Source organism: Pseudomonas sp. FW300-N2F2 (assembly GCF_017351655.1).
In the GTDB taxonomy this organism is placed as follows: Bacteria; Pseudomonadota; Gammaproteobacteria; order Pseudomonadales; family Pseudomonadaceae; genus Aquipseudomonas; species Aquipseudomonas fluorescens_AA.
In genome coordinates, this window is the sequence record NZ_JACNDQ010000002.1 from 827534 (window position 1) to 847174 (window position 19641).

Below are 19641 nucleotides of genomic sequence, written 5' to 3' on the forward strand. Positions count from 1 at the left end.
CGTTTAGCAAATCTACGTTTGACTATATAAAGAGTAACTCTGAAAAGGCTAAGGAAGTGGCCGCGGCACTGGGCGCTCCAGACGTCACGGCTCAAGGGATATTGGGTGCCATTGGCGAAGAGTACGAATCTGTTGGGTTGGTCGATCAGGTTCAAACGGGATTGGTTAGTCGATACAGTCATGATGAGCTTCAGAAAAATTATGAAGCCACGAAGTCCAATCAGCAGATTCTGAAGGATGTTGTCAGTGCAGGCCTGATGGATAAAATCAGTATTAAGCTGGACAACCCCGTGCTGAATGATGTGGGGCCCGGCAATATCAAAATATTGACGGCTATCGACCTGCTTAAGACATACATGCAGCACAATCCTGACACGGATCCGTTGGGAATCAAGAGTTATGATCAGGACTACAAACTGCTGGTCAACGACCTTTCGGACCAAGACAATGTCTTGAGCCTGAAATTCGCGGCGCTGATGTTGCAGGAAGGCCAGGCCTTTTATTCCTCCCGGGCCTCGTCTGCGTGGAGCTCCTATGACCAAGATACCCAAGATGCCGTTCTGATCACCTATTACAACAACGGGAAGGAATGGGCGACCGAACGAGCGGATAAGTTTGCTGCAGAATCCCCGGGCGCTCAATATGCGCCGAAGCCAGGTGGCGGTGTCAGTGGCGGGGAAGTTTATCTTGAGAACGCCGAGCAAATAAAAAAATATGTGGGCGTCGTTTCCATTCCGGCCGTCAGCGATAACTTCTTTCAGCTCAACATCAATAATGCTGGCGCGGTTGTAGAAAAAGGCGCAACAGACCACGAGCAAAGCGCCGCGCAAGTGGCGGATGGATTGGTCCGCAGCGGTGGTGGTTGGGCGATCACTTATGATCCGAACAAACTGAACGTCAACCAGATGCAGGGCAGTTGGGTCAACAACACCTTTACTGCTGCTGCGACGCAGATTCTCGCCGATGGTTACCGGCCGGGTAACGTGAACACCGTCAAGGAGGTGTTCGATTTCAGCCTGCGTGGTGCTAGCAACGGAATTTCATTCGGCAGTAACTCAGGGCAGGCAGGCGCATGGCTCAACTCCGGTAATGCCCAGGCACGCCTGACGCTTCCGACTGACCCGCTGGTGCTCGATCTCAATGGTGATGGCGTTCGGTTGACTGACTATCTGAGCAACCCGGTGCTTTTCGACGTCGATAATGATGGCGGCAGCCTTGAGGAAACCGGCTGGGTCAGTGCGCAGGACGGCATCGTCGTCGTTGATCGCAACAACAATGGCAAGATCGACAATATCAGTGAAACCCTTTCCGAATACTTCGGTGGGGCGGCGGGCACCGGTGGAAACACGGGAGAGAAGCCTTTTGCCAATGGTTTTGCCGCGCTGAAAAGCCTCGACAGCAATGGCGACAATCTTTTCGATAATCGGGATGACGCCTGGTCCAACGTCAAGGTGTGGGTCGACGCGAATCATGACGGTAAAAGCTGGGTAGATAGCAACGGCAACAATACCGTCGATGCCGGGGAGGCCAGCGAAGTTCGCTCCTTGAGCGAGCTTGGCATCACCAGCATCAATCTCGCCAACACCGTGCAAAACGGCGAAGTACGCGATGGCAACGAAGTGTTGGCCCGTGGCACGTTTGTGCAAAACGGCATCAGTAAGGAAGCGATTGCGGCCAATTTCCTGGCCAACCCCAACGGTCATACTTTCAGCGCCAGTGGCAATGGCACTGTCGTTTCGACTCAGGGTGGGGGCGAGGTAGCCCCGGTCAGCGCCTATGCTTCTTCCTCTACGTCAGGGGAAACCATTGATGTCGCACAAAAAGGCGTCAGCAATGCCAGTGGTGGCGTGGGGCGCGACGTCCTGCTTGGCGATGCCGGAAGTAACTGGCTGGCCGGCGGGCAAGGCAGTGATACCTTCCAGGCGGGTGCCGGGGACGACGTGCTGTTGATCGACGCCGATGATCTGGCGATCAATATCCACGGCGGTGCCGGTACCGATATTGTTCAGGTGATTGGCGACCGAGGTGTCACTCTCAATCTGACTGAAGCTGAAATCGAGATCGCGCAGGGCGGCCGGGGTAATGATGTTTTTATCGCTGGCGGACACAGCACGGTCTATATGCGCGGTGGTGACGGTGATGATGTCCTGGTGGGTGGGTCGGCCAACGATGCCTTATCCGGCGAGGATGGCGATGACTTCATCAACGGCGGTGCCGGGAATGATGTCCTGCGCGGGCACCGCGGGCGAGATCAGGTCATGGGCGGGGAAGGCAACGATCTGATCGATGGCGGTCTGGATGACGATAACCTGAGTGGCGGCGCCGGCGATGATGTTCTGATCGGCGGCGAGGGTGACGATACGATCAGTGGCGGCGACGGTGTAGACGTCATCGAATTGTCCGGTGATTTCAGCGATTACCGCATTACCCGAACCGCTGAAGGTGTCTGGATCAGCGATACCGTGGCGGGCCGCGATGGTACGGATTTCCTGCAGAACGTCGAGAAAGCCAACTTCAAGAACCTGAAGCTGGTCGAGATCCCGACCGCCACCAGCGAGGGCATGGAGAATGCGCTGCTGGTCAAGGATATCCTGGGCAAGGACAAGAACGGTGTGGCGTTCGAGCGCACCAGCGCGCACTTGATCGGCAAGGAACAACTGCTGCAGAACGACATCGATTGGCAGCATGACGCGCTGCACATCACCGGCTTGTTCGATGTGGTGGGCGGAACGGCCGTCGTGACCCAGGCCGGTGACGTCCTGTTCACGCCGGATGCCACCTTCACCGGCATCATGGGCTTCAAGTACACCGTCGCCGATGCCAAGGGCAACGAGGCCAGCACGATCGTCAACATGGGCACCGGCGAAAGCGCGACGATGCGTGCCGCGGTCTATCTGAAGACTTCGGACCTGCCCGACGATCCGCTGGTGACCGATCAGTGGTACCTGTCCCAGGCCAATATCCTGCCGGTCTGGAAGGACTACACCGGTAAAGGTGTCAGGATCGCCGAGATCGAGACCAACAGTCCGTTCGGCACCACCAAGGAGATCCTCGATTACCGCCACGCCGACCTCAAGGACAACATCGACCAGAACTGGCTGGCCAATGCCACGCCGGGGCAGATGGCGGGTGAGGGCAGCGGTGGCAAGTTCAGCGACCACGCGACCCTGGTCGCCGGGGTGATGGTCGCCGCTCGCAATGGCGAGGGCAGTGTCGGCGTCGCCTACGACGCCACGGTGGCCGGTTACTGGGTCAATAAAGACGACTTCAGCAACATGTCCCACATGTATGAGTACGATGTGGTGAACCACAGCTGGGGCAGCAACTTTCACTTCGACCTGAAGTTCAGCCCCTCCGAGCTGGGGACATTGCCGACGGCCTATTACCAGGCCATCGACGAAGGCCGCAACGGGTTGGGGACAGTGATCGTCACGGCCGGTGGCAACGATCGAGAGAAGGGCGGCAACACCAACTACTCGAACGTTACCAATACCCGCAGCAGCATCGTGGTCGGCGCGATCAACGCCACCACCGACCTGGGGGCGTTGCAGCTGGGCGGCAAGCCATTTTCCAGCCCTGGCGCCAGCATCCTGGTCAGCGCGCCGGGCTCGAACGTCACGTCGACCTCACGCTTGGTACAGAACGACAATGGGTCCACGTTCGGTGGCGACACCAGCGTTTCCCAAGGCACCAGTTTCGCGGCCCCCATTGTCTCCGGCATCGTGGCCTTGATGCTGGAAGCCAATCCAGAGCTGGGTTATCGCGATGTGCAGCAGATCCTGGCGATTTCGGCGCGCAAGGTGAACGACCCCACGACGTCGTGGCAGACCAACGGTAGCCAGAACTGGAACGGCGGCGGCATGCACGTCAGCCACGACTACGGTTATGGCGAAGTCGATGCCCGGGCCGCCGTGCGTTTGGCGGAAACCTGGAACACCCGGCAGACATTGAGTAATGAGTTCCGCCTGACGAGCCCGCTGGAATCCGGCGCGCTCAACCGCGCGATTACCGACGGACAGGGTGCCGGCATCAGCCATTCGCTGACGATGGGAGCGGTCGATATTTTGGCCGAGCATGTCGAGGTCAAGGTCAGCCTGAGCCATGCGCGGCCGGGGGACCTGATTCTCAAGCTGATCTCACCGTCGGGCACCGAATCCATCCTGATGAATCGTCCGGGCAAAGCCCCGGGCAGCGCGGCGACTGATCGTGGCAATGCCGACTTCAACGGTCAGAGCACCTTGAATTATGTCTTTGGCACGGCCCTGCTGCGTGGCGAAGCGGTGCAAGGGAGCTGGACGTTGCAGGTAATCGACAGCGTGACTGGCGATACCGGGACGCTCAACAGCTGGAGCCTGAATGTCTATGGCAAGGGCGACACTGTTGATGACCAATATGTGTACACCAACGAATACGCCCAACTGGCCGCTTCGGGCGGGCGCAATGCGCTTAACGACACCGACGGTGGCCAGGACACAATCAACGCGGCGGCAATCTCCAGTGCCAGCGTGATCGATTTGTCCAAAGGCGAGGCCACCCTGGCCGGTGCTCGCTTGGCGATTACCAATGCCGCGCAGATCGAGCACCTGATCGGGGGGGAGTTTGCCGACACGCTGATCGGCAACGCCGCGGACAACCACCTCTCCGGTGGCCGCGGTGATGATGTGCTGTCGGGGGGTGTCGGTGTCGATACGCTTATCGGTGGCAAGGGCAACGACACCTTGACGGGCGGTGCTGACACCGATTACTTCGTGATCGACAAGGCCGCGGGCGACATCGACACCGTCACTGATTTTGTGATCGGTACTGACCGAATCGTTCTGTCCGGCTTTGATGACGAGGTCTATACGACGGCGACCATTACCCAGCAAGGCGCCGATACTCGGTTGAGCCTGGCGGATGGGCAAGTTCTGCTGCTCAAGAACGTTCAGTCCGAAGGCCTGACGCTAAAGAACTTCGTTCACATCCCGGAAGGTGTGCGCCTGAGTCAGTTGGAGGGGGCTTCCGGTTACGGTTTCGGGCTCAGCGGTGCCAATACCGAGCGCAATTTGCCGGATGTGACCGGTGGCTTCCTGTATTGGGCCCACGATGGTGGCGAGCGCGTGTTTGGCGGCACCGGTGCCGATACGATCGTGGGTGGCCAGGGTGACGATGTACTGGTTGGCGAGTCCTCGACGGCCTCGACCGTGGGTGGCAATGACGTGATCAGTGGAGGCGAAGGCTACGATGTCATCCGTGGCGGCGCTGGCGACGATGTATTGCGTGGCGATGTCGGACTGGATTACCTGGGCGGTGACGCCGGCAACGATGTCCTCTATCTCGAAGGTGACCAGGCCATCGAGGACCATGCATTCACCACTGTGCTGTCACCGAACATCAACCTGAGCGGCGCCGCGACGCACACTGGCGCCTCCGTCGCGGGCGGTGCCGGTAATGATCGTTTTGTGCTGGTCGAAGACCTGCTGGCCAGCGCCTCGCAGGGGATCATGGGCAACCTGATCGATGACTTCGAAGTGGCCAATCCCAACGAGAAGATCGATCTTTCGCAGATTCGCGCGGTACACAGCTTTGCTGAATTGAACTTCAGCACCGTGACGGTCGATGGTGAGCAGTATCTCAGGGTCTGGCTGGGCACGATGGCCAGCGGTACTCAGTACCTCACGCTTAAAGGCGTGACTGCCAGCCAGCTCTCCGCGGCCAGCTTCATTTTCGGCCAGGCCGTGACCTCTCCCAAGGTGCTGCTGAGCGGTACCGGCGCGAATGATCTGTTGATTGGCGACGCCGGGGGCAACACGCTCGACGGTGGCGCCGGTGCCGATGTCCTTGAAGGGCGGATGGGGGACGACACCTACATCGTCGATAACGCGGGGGATGTCATCAAGGAAGTCGTAGGCGGTGGCTATGACGTGGTCAAGTCCAGTGTCAGCCATGTCCTGGCCAGTGAGGTCGAGGCTTTGCAATTGCAGGGCAGCGCCGCCATCAATGGTACCGGTAACGAACTCTCCAACCGTTTGGTGGGTAATAGTGCAAACAACGTACTGGATGGCACCGGCGGCTCCGACGTGATGATTGGCGGCCTGGGCGACGATACCTATGGAGTGGATGACGGTTCCGACCGGATCGTCGAATCCGAAGGCGCGGGCACCGATACCGTCAATTCATCGGTCTCTTTTACGCTCGCCAACCACCTGGAAAACCTGAGTCTGACCGGTACCGCGGCGATCAATGCCACGGGCAACGCGGCCAACAATATTCTGCGTGGCAACGTCGCCGATAACCGTCTCGACGGCGCCCAGGGCGCAGACCGGATGATCGGCGGCCTGGGGAACGACACGTACTTCGTGGATAACGCCGGGGACGCCGTTGTGGAGGACATCAATGGCGGCAATGACAAGGTTATTTCCACCCTCGACTACACCTTGGCGGCCAATGTCGAGGCTTTGACCTTGTCCGGTCCGGCCCTGAATGCCAGCGGTAATGAGCTGGGGAACGAACTGATCGGCAACGAGCGCAATAACCGCTTGTATGGGGCTGCGGGCAATGACTTCCTGCAAGGCGGCAGGGGCGACGACCGCTACGTATTCGGCGTCGGCCATGGCCAGGATCACATCAGTGAAGACCTGGACGCGGCTGGCGGCATTGACACCATCGTGTTCGAAGCGGGGATCAAGGAAAGCGATGTCGCTGTCGACCATTCGGCCCAGGGCATGGTGCTGCGCCTGAATGACGGCCAGCAAATCATCTCCGGCTGGACGGCCGCTCGCGGTCACAGTGTCGAGCGTATCGAGTTCGCCAACGGAACGGTCTGGAATACCGCGACGCTGTCGACCCAGGCCAATCGGGCGCCAACCGTATCGACAGCGATTGCCGACCAGAAGTCCGCCGAGGACAGCGCTTTTGTCCTGACGCTCGCGGCCAATGCCTTTGTCGATGCGGACACGGGCGATGCTCTCAAACTGAACGCGACCCTTGCCGACGGCAAGCCATTGCCTGCCTGGTTGAGCTTTGACGCCACGACTCGCACGTTCAGCGGTACGCCCGATAATGACGCGGTGGGTAATGTGTCGATCCGGGTCACGGCCACCGACAAGGCGGGGTTGTCCGTCAGCGATAACTTTGAAGTCCAGGTCAGCAATACCAACGATGCACCGGTCCTGGTCAAGGCTATTGCCGACCAATCCGTGGTCGAGGGTGCGGCTTTGACGTTCGCGTTGCCGGCAAGCACCTTCGCCGATGTGGATGTGGCGGATACGCTGAGCATCACCGCGCAATCGGCCGATGGCCAGGCGCTTCCCGGCTGGTTGTCTTATGACGCCGCGAGCCGGACGTTCAGTGGTACGCCGGGCAATGCGAACGTTGGCAAACTGGCCATTCGTGTCCAGGCGACCGACAAGGCTGGCGCGACGGTTTCCGATACGTTCGAAATCGACGTGCAGAACGTCAACAACGCGCCGACCGTCAATCTCGGCCTCGCCGACCAGGTGGCGGGCGAAGACACCCGGTTCAGCTTCACGGTGGCGACAGACAGTTTCAGCGATATCGATGCGGGGGATGCCCTGAGCCTGGTTGCGACCACTGCCAGTGGCGGCGCGCTGCCGAGTTGGTTGACGTTCGACCCGCTCACCCGGACGTTCTCGGGTGTGCCGACCAACAACGATGTAGGTTTGCAAGCGATCAAGGTGACGGCCACCGACAAGGCTGGCGCCACCACGTCGGACGTTTTCAACCTGACCGTTGCCAACGCGAACGATGCTCCGCAACTTGTCAGTCCGGTCGCCGACCTGAGTATCCAGAGTGGCCAGGCGCTCAGCTACGTGCTGCCGGCCAATGCGTTCGCCGATATCGATGCCGGGGACCGGTTGAGCTACCAGGCGACGTTGGCCAATGGTTCGGCACTTCCTGCATGGCTGGTATTCGATGCGGCCACTCGAACCTTCAGCGGCACGCCCACGCAGACCGGAACCGTTTCGGTCAAGGTTTCAGCCGTGGACCTGTCTGCCGCCGTGGCAAGTGACGTGTTCGATATCGTGGTCAATGCCCAAGCCGTCACCAACGGAACCCAGGGTGCCGATAACCTGAACGGCGATGCCCTGGGCAACGTCATCAACGGGCTGGGCGGTAACGACTCGATTTACGGTCGAGAGGGTAACGATGTGCTGAACGGCGGTGATGGCGCCGACTGGCTCTACGGTGGCGACGGCAACGACACCTTGGACGGTGGTGCCGGTAATGACAATCTGCGTGGTGATTTTGGTAATGACACCTATCGGTTCTACCGAGGCATGGGTCAGGACAGCGTCACCGATTTTGACTGGACGGTCGGCAACGTCGACACCATCCAGGTCGCGGCTGATATTGCCCCGGCAGATGTGATCGTCAGCCGGGACCAGACTTACCTCACGCTCGCGATCAAAGGTACGACCGATAAATTGTCGATCACCTTCTTCAATAGTTCGAACTACATCGTGGAGCGCGTCGAATTCGCCGATGGAACGGTCTGGGGGATCGATGCCCTCAAGCAAATGACCAAAGGCGTCGCCAGCAGCGCTGCCGATACCTTGTTCGGTGACATCGGAGCCGATGTACTCGACGGGCTCGAGGGCGACGACAAGGTCTACGGTGAGGCCGGTGACGACAGACTGGAAGGCGGTGCCGGTAACGACACGCTGGGAGGGGGTGAGGGCAATGACATCCTCAACGGTGGCGCGGGTAACGATTATCTGAACGGCGATAGCGGCAATGACCGTTTCGATGGCGGTATCGGTAACGATCAATTGTCGGGGGGCGCAGGCAACGATACCTATCTGTTCTACAGGGGCATGGGTCAGGACACTGTCCAGGAGTTCGATTCGACCACTGGAAACAGCGATACGATCAAGGTCGCCGCCGACATCAACCCCGGCGATGTCATCGTCAAGCGCGAGGGCAGCGATGTTTACCTCGCCATCAAGAACACCACTGACCGGATGACCATCTACAGCTACACCGACACCAACTACCAGGTTGAGCGCGTCGAATTTGTAGACGGCACCGTCTGGTCCGTCAGTGATCTCAAGCGCTTGTCGGTAGAGGCCGCCACCAACGGAGCCGATACGTTGTACGGCGACGAAGCCAATGATCGGTTGGACGGGCTTGACGGTAATGACAGGTTGTCAGGCCTGGCCGGCGACGATGTGCTCAACGGCGGTGCGGGCCAAGACACGCTTGAAGGTGGGATGGGGCTCGATACGTTGGATGGTGGGGCGGGCAATGACTCGCTGTACGGCGGTTCCGGCAATGACACCTATCTCTTCCAGCGGGGTGGTGGCCAGGACGTGATTTCCGATCGCGACTGGACCAGGGGCAACCTTGACGTGATCAAGTTGGCCCAAGGAATCGGCCCGGGCGACATCAAGGTTGCGCGCGTGGGCTACAACCTGGAACTGACGATCCTCGGTACCACCGACAAGCTGACCGTCAACGAGTGGTTCCTTTCCACGGACTCGCAGGTTGAACAGGTTCAGTTCGCCGACGGCACGCTCTGGGATGCCGCCACTCTGATGACCCTGTCCAAGGGCGTGGCCAGTGAGGGCAATGATGTCCTGCAGGGCGACGACGCCAGCGCTGATGTCATCAATGGGCTGGGTGGTGATGATTCGCTCTACGGACTGTCGGGCAATGACACACTGAATGGCGGCTCCGGCAACGACAAACTGTTTGGGGGCGCGGGCATGGACACGCTCGACGGTGGCGCCGGCAACGACTCCCTTTATGGGGAGGCCGGTAACGATACCTATCAGTTCTACCGCGGGGCCGGGCAGGACTCGATAAGTGACTACGACACTTCGGTGGGTAACCTGGACACGATCAGGGTAGGGGCAGGCCTCAAACCGTCCGATATCCAGCTCAGTCGCGACACCAGCAACCTCTTTTTGGGCATTGCAGGAACCACCGACAAGCTGACCTCTTCCAGCTGGTTCTCCAACAGCGCGTATCGGATCGAGCAGATCCAGTTCGACGACGGAACCCTCTGGAATGCCGACACCATCAAGAACATGACCCGGGGCACAGCCACCTCTGGCAGCGATGCACTGTTTGGCGAGGATGCGCTGGCTGACTCGTTAAGTGGCCTTGACGGTGATGACAAGCTTTACGGCTTGGGTGGTAACGACACGCTGTCGGGTGGCAATGGGGCCGATGAACTGAGCGGTGGCGAAGGCGCCGACACCTTGCTGGGTGGGGCCGGTGATGATCGGCTGTACGGTGACATCGGCGCCGACACCCTGGTGGGTGGGGCCGGCAATGATCAGTTGAACGGTGATCGCGGTAATGATCTTTATCAATTCGAACTTGGGGGTGGCCAGGATGATATCGATGATTTCGACACGGACGCCAATACCGATGTGTTGCAGTTCGGTGCCGGTATTTCCGCCGATCAACTCTGGTTCAGCAAGAAAGGCTACGACTTGGAGGTGAGTGTCATTGGCACCGCCGATAAAGTCACGATCTCCAATTGGTCTTTCTGGGGACCGGGCAGTTGGGAGAAGGCCCAGCACATCGAACAGTTCCGTACCGCCGATGGCAAAGTCCTGTTGGAAAACCAGGTCGATCAACTGGTAGGCGCCATGGCCGCTTTCGCGCCACCGGCACCGGGCGAGACTTCATTGCCACAGAACTACCAGGCCTCATTGAACGCTGTGATTGCCAGCAACTGGCAATAATGCTCCAAGCTGCCGCGCCTTAGGGCGCGGCAGTCACATTGGCGCTGCGCATCGATACCCAAAACAATTTTTTCGACGCTGTAAAGTCTACAGCCGATAGCGGAGGTGATTTTCATGACGTGTGCTGGCGTTCGTCGTCAACATTCCAACCACATGAGGGTAGAGGAGGTACACCATGGACCGATTCGCCGGCGGTTGCCTTTGCGGCAACGTTCGACTTGAAGCCTCAGGGCGCCCGTATCGCGTCGGCCTCTGTCATTGCCTGGACTGCCGCAAGCATCACGGGGCATTGTTCTACGCGGCTGCGGTGTTTCCTCAGGAGGCGGTGACGATCGAGGGTGAAACCCGGGACTACGCCGGGCGATTTTTCTGCCCTCGCTGTGGCTCGTCACTGTTTGCCCGCTCTGGCGACGAAATCGAAGTGCACCTGGGCACCCTGGATGCGCCCAATCAACTGATGCCCACCTACGAAAGCTGGACCGTGCGCCGTGAATCCTGGTTGCCGGCGTTTCCGCTTACCCGATGCTATGCGCATGATCGTGAGGGTACGGGGCGGTCTGAGGAATAGATGCAACGTGTTCTACCGTCATCGCGAGCAAGCTCGCTCCCACAGTTGATCTTGGGTGTACGCCATTTCCGGGTTCACAACTGACCCCTGTGGGAGCGAGCTTGCTCGCGATGACGGCAGTTCATTCAACACCCATGCAAGCTGGCCCGCCGCTTTCGCGAGCAGGCCCCTCACAACGGATCCAGGTTTTATTCCTTGAGGAATGTCAGCAGATCCTGGTTCAGTCGGTCCTTGTGCGTCTCGGTCAAGCCGTGCGGTGCGCCAGGGTAGACGATCAGTCGGGCGCCTTTGATCAGCGCCGCCGAGGCCCGGCCTGCAGCGTCGATGGGCACGATCTGATCGTCATCGCCATGGATGACCAGGGTCGGCACGTCGAACTTCTTCAAATCGCCGCGGAAGTCTGTCGCCGAGAACGCCGCAATCGAGTCATAGGTATTCTTGCTGCCACCCTGCATGCCCTGCATCCAGAACGATTGGATCAGCCCCTGGGATGGTTTGGCACCCTTGCGGTTGTAGCCGTAGAACGGGCCCGAGGCGATGTCCAGGTACAGCCGCGAACGGTTTTCCAGGGACGCCTTGCGCAGGCCGTCGAACACCTCGATAGGCAAGCCGCCGGGGTTGGTGTCTGTCTTGAGCATCAACGGTGGCACCGAAGAAACCAGCACGGCTTTCTTCACCCGACCGGTACCATGGCGACCGATGTAACGCGCCACTTCACCACCCCCCGTCGAGAAGCCCACCAGCGTCACGTTCTTGAGGTCCAGCGCTTCAATCACCGCCGCCAGGTCGTCGGCGTAGTGGTCCATGTCGTTGCCTTCCCAGGGCTGACTGGAGCGACCATGGCCGCGACGGTCGTGAGCAATCACCCGATAGCCTTTCGAGGCGAGGAACATCATCTGGCCTTCCCAACTGTCGGAGTCCAGCGGCCAACCGTGGCTGAAGGTCACGACCTGGCCATCACGCGGGCCCCAGTCCTTGTAATACAGTTGAACGCCATCCTTGGTGGTGATGTAGCTGGCGGACTGGATCACGCTGCCGACCGCAGACACGCTTGCAGCGGCCTGGACCGACGATGCGGCCTCGGCGCTGAGGGTGGCCAATGCCAGGGTTGCGACAGCCAGGGTACGGTTGAAGGTGTTCATCGTGTCTCTCTCCATTAGGGTCGTTTGATCTGCGGCGATCGTCATCGATCGCGTTGGTGGGCAGATTAAAGAGAGAGGCCGGTGACGAGAACGGCGTGGGCATCGATAACAACTATAGGAAAATCGGATAGCTGCGTTTCGCTTCGGTTGCCGTGATCAGTGGTGGCGAGGGCGCTTGCTCCCTCGCCACAACGACTGTTCAAGCGCCCTGAAGTCGCCCTCAACCAAAAGAGGGCATCGGCCCCAACGAATTAAAGATCCACACGACCACCGCTACGGCCGCCAGCACCGCAACCACAATGCTGATAAACACCCATTTAAGGATTTTCAACCCTTTCGACGGCTGGGACGCAGGGAAGAGAGCCTCTTCCGAGAGCCTCATTTTTTCGGCGCAGCGCGGGCAAGCAGCATTTTCGTCAAGAATGACGGACCTGCATTGATCACAGACTTTCATGGGGCGATTCTCATAAGAAGGGGGGGCCCATCATGGGCGGTGATGATGCGTTGAAACGACAGGGGATCGATAGGATTCATGCGGGCTGGGTCGCAGGGAGGAGGGCGCAAGGGGAGCGCCGCGTACCCGGTTCGCGCTGATCCTACACCAAGGTCCAGAGGTTGCTAAGGGTCGGAATGTGGACTGCGTCAACTGTCAGGCAAGTGTTTAGGTCTATGCTTACCTTGCCCTCTTGAATCAGGCCCACCCATGCACGAACACCGAACGGTCCACAAGGAGTACGCGTGAGACATTCGATATCGGTTGCAGCGCTGCTTTGTCTCTTGCTCTGCACGGTTGTCAGGGCCGAGCAGTATCAGATCGTCACCGAAGAATGGGCACCGTACAACTATCTGGAAAACAACCGGCTCACCGGCATGACCACCGAGATCGTCCGGGCCATCATGGCGCTGACCGGAGATGACTTCGAGGTGTTGCTGCAACCCAGCATGCGTGCCACCCAAATACTCAATCACCGCCCCAAGACCATCATGTACTCCCTGTTTCGCACGCCGCAACGCGAGTCGTTGTACAAATGGGTCGGGCCAATCGTGGAAGAGTCCATCCACCCCTATCAACTGGCCAAGGCGCCGCCGGTGAACTCCCTGGAACAACTGCTGCACGCCCCGCAGATCACCACGCGACATGCCGGCCTGGTGCCGACGATGCTGTTGTCGCTGGGCTTTAACAACCTGGACAAAAGTGCCACCGAAAGCAAGCTGCTCTATCGCATGCTGCTTGCCGGACGCACCGACATCATCATCGGCGACACCGATGCGGGCGTGGCCTACTACAGCCGCCAGTTGAACATCGCGCCGGGCACGCTGCGGAAAATTCCTATCGAGCTATATCGTTCGTCGTTGTATATCGCTTTTAGCTTGGACTCTGAAGACGAAGTGGTCGCGGCATGGACCAAGGCTTTGGAGCAGTTGCGGCGATCAGGGGAGCTGGAGCGGATTCAGCGGCGGTATGAGCAATAGAAGAGCGGAGCCGGCGCAATGCCCCCTGACGACGCGGTGTAGAAAACCGCTCCGCGATCCACTCAGCCACCGCAGTCGCAACTGAGCCCGCGATGACGGATCAGCGCGTATAGGGGCCTTGCAAGTTGACCTGATTGCCAAGGAACCAGCCAAACCAACTGGCAACACCGAGCCAGGGATCGGTCCGGGCCATGATGTCCATCAGGTTGACGTTCAGCGTGCCGGTGAGGTCCGTCATCATCGCTGTCGTTGGATAGCTTTTGACGATATTGCTGTCGCTCCAGATGATCGCGAACTCGTAATACGTCCCCTCGACATAGGTGCCCTCGGGTGCTCTGGGAATGGTGAGTGTCGAGTAAGCATCATATCCACTGCCGCTGAGCGGGTCGGGGCAGGCCCAGGCGATTGCCCAGAAGAGCGGCATCAGGTTCTGGTAGGCCTGCAACATCAGCCCGTTGGCCATGGCGGTAGCGGTGGCGCTGTCGCCGTCGGAGGTCGAGGAGCCGCCGTTGTTGCCAGTGGGTATCGGCAGGTTGCCGTTGTCGGCGTAGTGGTAGAAGTTCATCAGGCGCCCGTGGTCGCTGACGATGGTCGTGTAGAAGTTGCTTAGGCTCGTGTTGCTCGCTTCGAAGGAATCGGCGACCTGCTCCCAGTACTGGCCGATGGTGATCGAGCTGGACGTTCCGTCGAGGCTGCTGGTGATTACGCGGATGACATCGGTCACGGCAACCACCGCAAGATTGGCCCAGGGAGCGACGGCTTCGGGGAAAAACCACACCAGCGAGTAACCGAGATCCTTGAGCAGTTGGACGAAGTCCAGCAGCGTGCTGTCGTCGGTCTTGGCCTGCATGTTGGCGATAGCGCCGCTTATCAGGGTATTGGCCGTGCTCTGGGCGGTATTCAGGGTGCCTTGGGTGTAGGTGTAGAGCGATTGAAGTTGTTCGACAGCGCTCATTTCCTGCCAGACCGTATAGATGATCTGGAGCCAGTCATTGGCGGCCACACCCGTCGGCGCAGCGGGGGCGGTGGGAGAAAAACTGTAGTTGCCACTGGCGTCGAACTGCAACCAAGTGGCGAGCTCGGTGGTGACGGTGTTCGGGGACCAGTCCGGGGACGTCGCAAGCCCACGTGGATCGAGTGGATCGTTGGAATTCGCGCCATTGATGATGTTGCCGAGTGTGACGCACAGCGCCGAGTAGGCATTGTTGAAATCAGGCCAGGCCACGGCGGGTTGATCGACGATGGATTGCAGCAAGTCCATGGTTGGCTGTTGTGGCGCGAAGCAGATGACGACGTCGTGAGTAAAAATGGTGTACCAATCGCTTTCCACGTCGTACCTGGCGGAGCAATAGCCAAAGGTGCCCGCGCCGCACACACCACCGTAGCGCATGGCCCAACGGTTGGCCGCGACAGCGAGAACACTCATGTTCGAGTCCATCAGGTTCGCACTGTCCAAGGGTTCGAGAATGCCCGCCAGGATCTGATCCATCAGTGCCGCACGACCCGCCTTGAGGACCTGGATGCCGGGGGTGTTGCTGAAGACGTAGACGCCTCGGTAGTTCTGCCCACTCTCGACCGCCATCTCCCAGCTGGGGATGCCGGCTACGTAGGCGTTACCGTTGGCGTCGCTTTGCGTCAGGGCATAGGCATGGGCGGCAGCGGCCCAACGCCGCTCGTCAGGATCGCCGGTCTGGTTCGAAGTCAGCGTGAGGGGCGGCTGATTGCCGTAGGCGCTCGCCAACGCGGCGTTGAGTTCGTCGTCGCTGGGCTGGAGCAGGGTAACCTGGGTGCCCACCGGGAACAGAAACGCCCCGACGACGGGATTGCCATTGTCGTCAGAGCCCGTTTCCCACGACGGGATCGCGAACGCGTAAAGCGGGTTGCCGTCATCATCCTGCTGGCTCAGCGCCCAACGAAGGATGCCGTTTGCCCAGTAGCGGTAATCGATGAAGGAGCCGGTCAGCGGAGGATTGATGTCCGAGAGCATCTGGAGCACGTCACTTTGCAGAATGTTCTGCCAGACAACCGCCACGCCGGTACTTTCGATGCCGCCATTGGTGGGTGGAACAGCGGCAAATGCAGGGGCGATGGCACGTTTCGTATGCTCGGAATCGTCGAGATTGAACATGAGAGATATCCCTATCTGCAAGGCAACGTCGTGTTTGAGTGATGCGCTTATACGTGCAGTGACGTGACAGTGCTATGAAGTCTAGCCCGGTATTTGTACTTGGCGAGTGAACCGGGAGTCATTGAATGTTGGTGTCGAACTGCTTGTTTACGTTCTGTGGGTTGGCGGCATCCTTGATGGTGTGGGTGCGTGCGTAGGTATAGCCACCGTGGGCTTGTCCCAAGTGCTGTCCGGGCTGCGCACACGCGGCGCATGAATGCTTAGGGGAGCAAGTTCCTGCGGCTAATTAATCCTGATGCGTTACCTATGTGCTGCGGTACTGAGGCCAGAACCGCGGTCAGTGAGTTTTTGTGACAGCCGCGCGAATTTTTATCGATTGCTGGATTGACAGCGCCTTCTTAGGATTTCCACTGACCGACTGGGTTTGGCAACGATAATAAAAGAGGAATTCTCGATGACGCTTGCAAATAAGAAAGTCGCCGTAATTACCGGCGGCGCTATGGGTATTGGAGCGGAAGCGGCAAGTGCGCTGGCGAGCGATGGCCATCATGTAATCATTTGCGACATCAATACCACCGAGGCCGAACGTTTCGCGCAACACCTGCGTGACCAAGGTTTCTGCGCCGATGCCTTCCAGATCGATGTCGGTACACCTGCCTCTGTGTCCGCTGCGTTCGAATGGATTGAGGCCAAGTTTGGGCGCTGCGATGTGCTGGTCAATTCTGCAGGCATCGCCAAGACCATGCCTTTCCTGGAATTTGATGCCGATGTCTTCAACCGGACAATGCTGATCAATGTCACGGGCACGTTCTTGTGCTGTCAGCTGGCGGCACGCATCATGCGTAAGCACGAATTCGGCCGGATCATCAACATTGCCTCCGTTGCAGGGATGCGCGCAGTAGGCAAAGGCCGGACGGCCTATGGCACATCAAAAGGTGCTGTGATCGCGCTGACAAGGCAGATGGCCGTCGAGCTGAGCGAATACGGAATTACCGCAAATGCCATCGCCCCTGGACCGGTCGATACGCCGATGACCAAAGAACTGCACAGCGATGAGTTCCGTAAGGCTTACAGCAACGCCATCCCAGCGAAACGTTATGGCACCACGCGTGAAATCGCCGGAGCAGTCAGTTATCTGGCCTCTGACGTTTCAGCTTACGTAAATGGAATTGTCTTACCCGTGGATGGTGGCTTCCTTGCGTGGGGCGCCGGCGATATCTGAGTAGCACTGACACGAACAGAAGGGCGCGCGTACTGACCAGGCACTCCCTGTGCGGCTGATCATTCGGCCGCCATTTCTTCTATGATCCACTTCACCAGGTCCGCTGTGTCGGCCCGCGCTCTGGCGTTGGGCGAGATCCATAGCACCAATTTTTCCGGCCCTTCAACACAGCCAAACGGGGCTACCAACGCGCCGCTCTCCAGTTCCGCTTGCACCAGCATCCGCGGCACACAGGCAAATCCCAAGCCGACCTTAGCCGCTTGAATAAGCAGATAGAAATGCTCGAAGTACTCCAATTCAAGGGAATCGGGCATGGTCATCTGCAAAGCTGAATACCATTCTTTCCAAGCATGCGGGCGAGTCTTGGTAGCCAGCAGCTTTTTTCCACTCAGGTCGCTAATTTGCTGCACACCTGAAGCCTCGAGATAATCAGGCGAGCATATAGCCCCAATCCATTCATTGGCCAACGGGATCGGCGCGATGCCGGGAGGTGGGGCAATGCTCTCCAAGCGTATCGCCACGCTGACGCCATCTTGAGCAAAGTCGATTGGACCGTGTCCGGTTCTCAAGCCCAGTTCCATCGTCGGAAAGTTGCTGTGCAACCCGGCAAGCCTTGGTAGCAACCAATGCATCATGATGGACGCCGAACATGACAGCTCCAGAGGTTGAGGGCGCACTTCGTCAATACTTTGCTGGATCAAGTTGAATGCGCGGCCCAGGCCGGCGGCAAGGCGTGCGCCTTCGGGAGTCAGTTTGGTGCCATGCGCATTACGCGTGAGCAAGACGACCCCCAGCACATCCTCAAGCGTCCGAATGTGTCGGCTGATAGCACCGTGAGTCACGGAAAGGGCATCAGCGGCTTCGCCGAAGGTGCCTTTCCTCGCAACCATTTCGAAAGCTCTGAGTGCATTGAGAGACGGTCGCGGAGGGGATGACATGTGCTGCACCTCATGAGCAGGCCATGGCGACCAGAACGCTGGTCGAACCAGAAACCTAATGTGAGTTTTTCTCAACTTAGCGGGAAATCATATCGTTAGCCCGTTCGCAGGGTCAATGTATATTCGAAGTGAGGGCCACCCCTGCAAAAGTGGCCATTGAATATAAAAAAAGTAAAGCCAAGGTGATTATCTATGGTCGATCAAACAGCCGGGCGCGAAGAGTTTACGGCCCGTTTCTTCGTAGAGAGCAGTTACCCGATTGAACGGGTCGGCGAGGTCATCGCTGGCGAGCAATCCAGCGGTACATTTATTGCCTTGCCCGGCGAATCTGCAGAGTTGAAAGAGCGTTCACGGGCACGTGTAGTGTCCGTCAAGTCTCTTCCAGCGGTCACCCGTGCTTCGTTACATAGCGAATACCTGGCCAGGCACAATCCTTCGGCGACATATTATCGCGGCGAAGTTGAAATCGCTTTTCCAACGGCCAATATTGGTCCGAATCTTCCTGCACTGTTGACCACCATTGCCGGCAATCTATTCGAGATAGGTGAAGTCAGCGGTTTAAGAGTGCTCGATGTCGATCTTCCGGCAACATTTGCCGCTGGCTTCTTGGGCCCACAGTTCGGTATTGAAGGGACTCGCAAACTGTGCGGCGTTCATGACCGTCCAATCATTGGCACCATCATTAAACCCAGCATCGGCCTGACACCCGAGCAGACCGCTACCGTGGCCGATGAGCTGTGCGCGGGTGGTATTGAGTTCCTCAAAGATGATGAACTCCTGATCGACCCGACCTATGCATCCTTCGATGCGAGGCTGAATGCTGTCATGCCTGTACTTCACAAGCATGCAGATCGCCTCGGCAGGATGCCGATGTACGCGATTAATATTTCTGGGAGCATTGATGAAATGCTTCGCCGCCACGACGCCGTGCTGGAGTCGGGGGGTACCTGCGTCATGCTCTGCCTGAACTGGGTTGGGCATTCGGGGGTCGAGCACATCCGTAAGCATTCCCAACTACCCATTCATGGCCATCGCAACGGCTGGGGGGCCTTTACCCGCAATCCACAGTTGGGCTTTTCGTTTGAGGTCTATCAGAAAATCTGGCGCCTGGCTGGCATCGATCATCTGCACGTCAATGGCATTCAAAGCAAATTCTGGGAACCGGATGACTCAGTCATTGCCTCGGCACTGAGCTGCCTGACCCCGTTTTCGGGCGTCCAACCAATCCTGCCGGTTTTCTCTTCCGGCCAATGGGCTGCCCAAGCGCCAACGCTTTTCGAAAAGCTGCAGTCGGTGGACCTCATGCATCTGGCGGGCGGTGGAATTATCGGCCATCCCCTAGGTATCGGTGCCGGCATTCAGAGTATGCGCGAAGGATGGGAAGCGGCGACTCAAGGCATACCCTTGCAACAGTATGCAGAGGGCCGGCCAGCACTAACCGCCGCCTTGGCAAAGTTTGGAGGCGTATAAATC

9 protein-coding genes are annotated in these 19641 nt (G+C 58.7%); 5 read left to right on the forward strand and 4 right to left on the reverse strand.

From position 1 onward, the window contains the following. The first annotated feature begins 356 nt into the window (after window positions 1–356). Together J4E63_RS18410 and J4E63_RS18415 are read left to right on the forward strand one after the other, a co-directional pair. Window positions 357–10697, forward strand: coding sequence for a putative Ig domain-containing protein (locus J4E63_RS18410; protein ID WP_207282893.1), 10341 nt, complete (start codon window positions 357–359; stop codon window positions 10695–10697). A gap of 175 nt (window positions 10698–10872) precedes the next feature. Then, the gene (locus J4E63_RS18415; RefSeq protein WP_207282894.1) at window positions 10873–11265 is read left to right on the forward strand and encodes a GFA family protein; all 393 of its coding nucleotides are present in this window, start codon (window positions 10873–10875) and stop codon (window positions 11263–11265) included. Window positions 11266–11453: 188 nt separating this feature from the next. Here the strand turns inward: J4E63_RS18415 and J4E63_RS18420 are convergent, their stop codons facing one another. Together J4E63_RS18420 and J4E63_RS18425 are read right to left on the reverse strand one after the other, a co-directional pair. Further along, window positions 11454–12407, reverse strand: a complete 954-nt coding sequence (locus tag J4E63_RS18420) for an alpha/beta fold hydrolase (RefSeq protein ID WP_207282895.1) — start codon at window positions 12405–12407, stop codon at window positions 11454–11456. A 220-nt stretch (window positions 12408–12627) separates the two neighbouring features. Beyond that, window positions 12628–12861 (reverse strand): hypothetical protein, encoded by a 234-nt coding sequence (locus tag J4E63_RS18425; RefSeq protein ID WP_207282896.1) that lies wholly within the window; start codon window positions 12859–12861, stop codon window positions 12628–12630. A 284-nt stretch (window positions 12862–13145) separates the two neighbouring features. Here J4E63_RS18425 and J4E63_RS18430 point away from each other — a divergent pair, with 284 nt between their 5' ends. Further along, entirely contained in the window at window positions 13146–13880 is a 735-nt protein-coding gene (locus J4E63_RS18430; RefSeq protein WP_207282897.1) for an ABC transporter substrate-binding protein, read from the forward strand. A 100-nt stretch (window positions 13881–13980) separates the two neighbouring features. Here the strand turns inward: J4E63_RS18430 and J4E63_RS18435 are convergent, their stop codons facing one another. Continuing rightward, window positions 13981–16008, reverse strand: a complete 2028-nt coding sequence (locus J4E63_RS18435; RefSeq protein WP_207282898.1) for a hypothetical protein — start codon at window positions 16006–16008, stop codon at window positions 13981–13983. Window positions 16009–16462: 454 nt separating this feature from the next. Between J4E63_RS18435 and J4E63_RS18440 the strand changes: the two genes are divergently transcribed. Next, window positions 16463–17230 carry an SDR family NAD(P)-dependent oxidoreductase gene (locus J4E63_RS18440; RefSeq protein ID WP_060741615.1) on the forward strand — a complete coding sequence of 256 codons (768 nt, stop codon included), beginning with the start codon at window positions 16463–16465 and terminating at the stop codon, window positions 17228–17230. A gap of 59 nt (window positions 17231–17289) precedes the next feature. Here J4E63_RS18440 and J4E63_RS18445 read toward each other — a convergent pair whose 3' ends face one another. Beyond that, complete coding sequence (locus J4E63_RS18445; RefSeq protein WP_207282899.1) at window positions 17290–18168, reverse strand: LysR substrate-binding domain-containing protein; 879 nt, start codon at window positions 18166–18168, stop codon at window positions 17290–17292. A gap of 192 nt (window positions 18169–18360) precedes the next feature. Here J4E63_RS18445 and J4E63_RS18450 point away from each other — a divergent pair, with 192 nt between their 5' ends. Next, the gene (locus tag J4E63_RS18450) at window positions 18361–19638 is read left to right on the forward strand and encodes a ribulose-bisphosphate carboxylase large subunit family protein (RefSeq protein ID WP_207282900.1); all 1278 of its coding nucleotides are present in this window, start codon (window positions 18361–18363) and stop codon (window positions 19636–19638) included. Window positions 19639–19641: the final 3 nt, after the last annotated feature.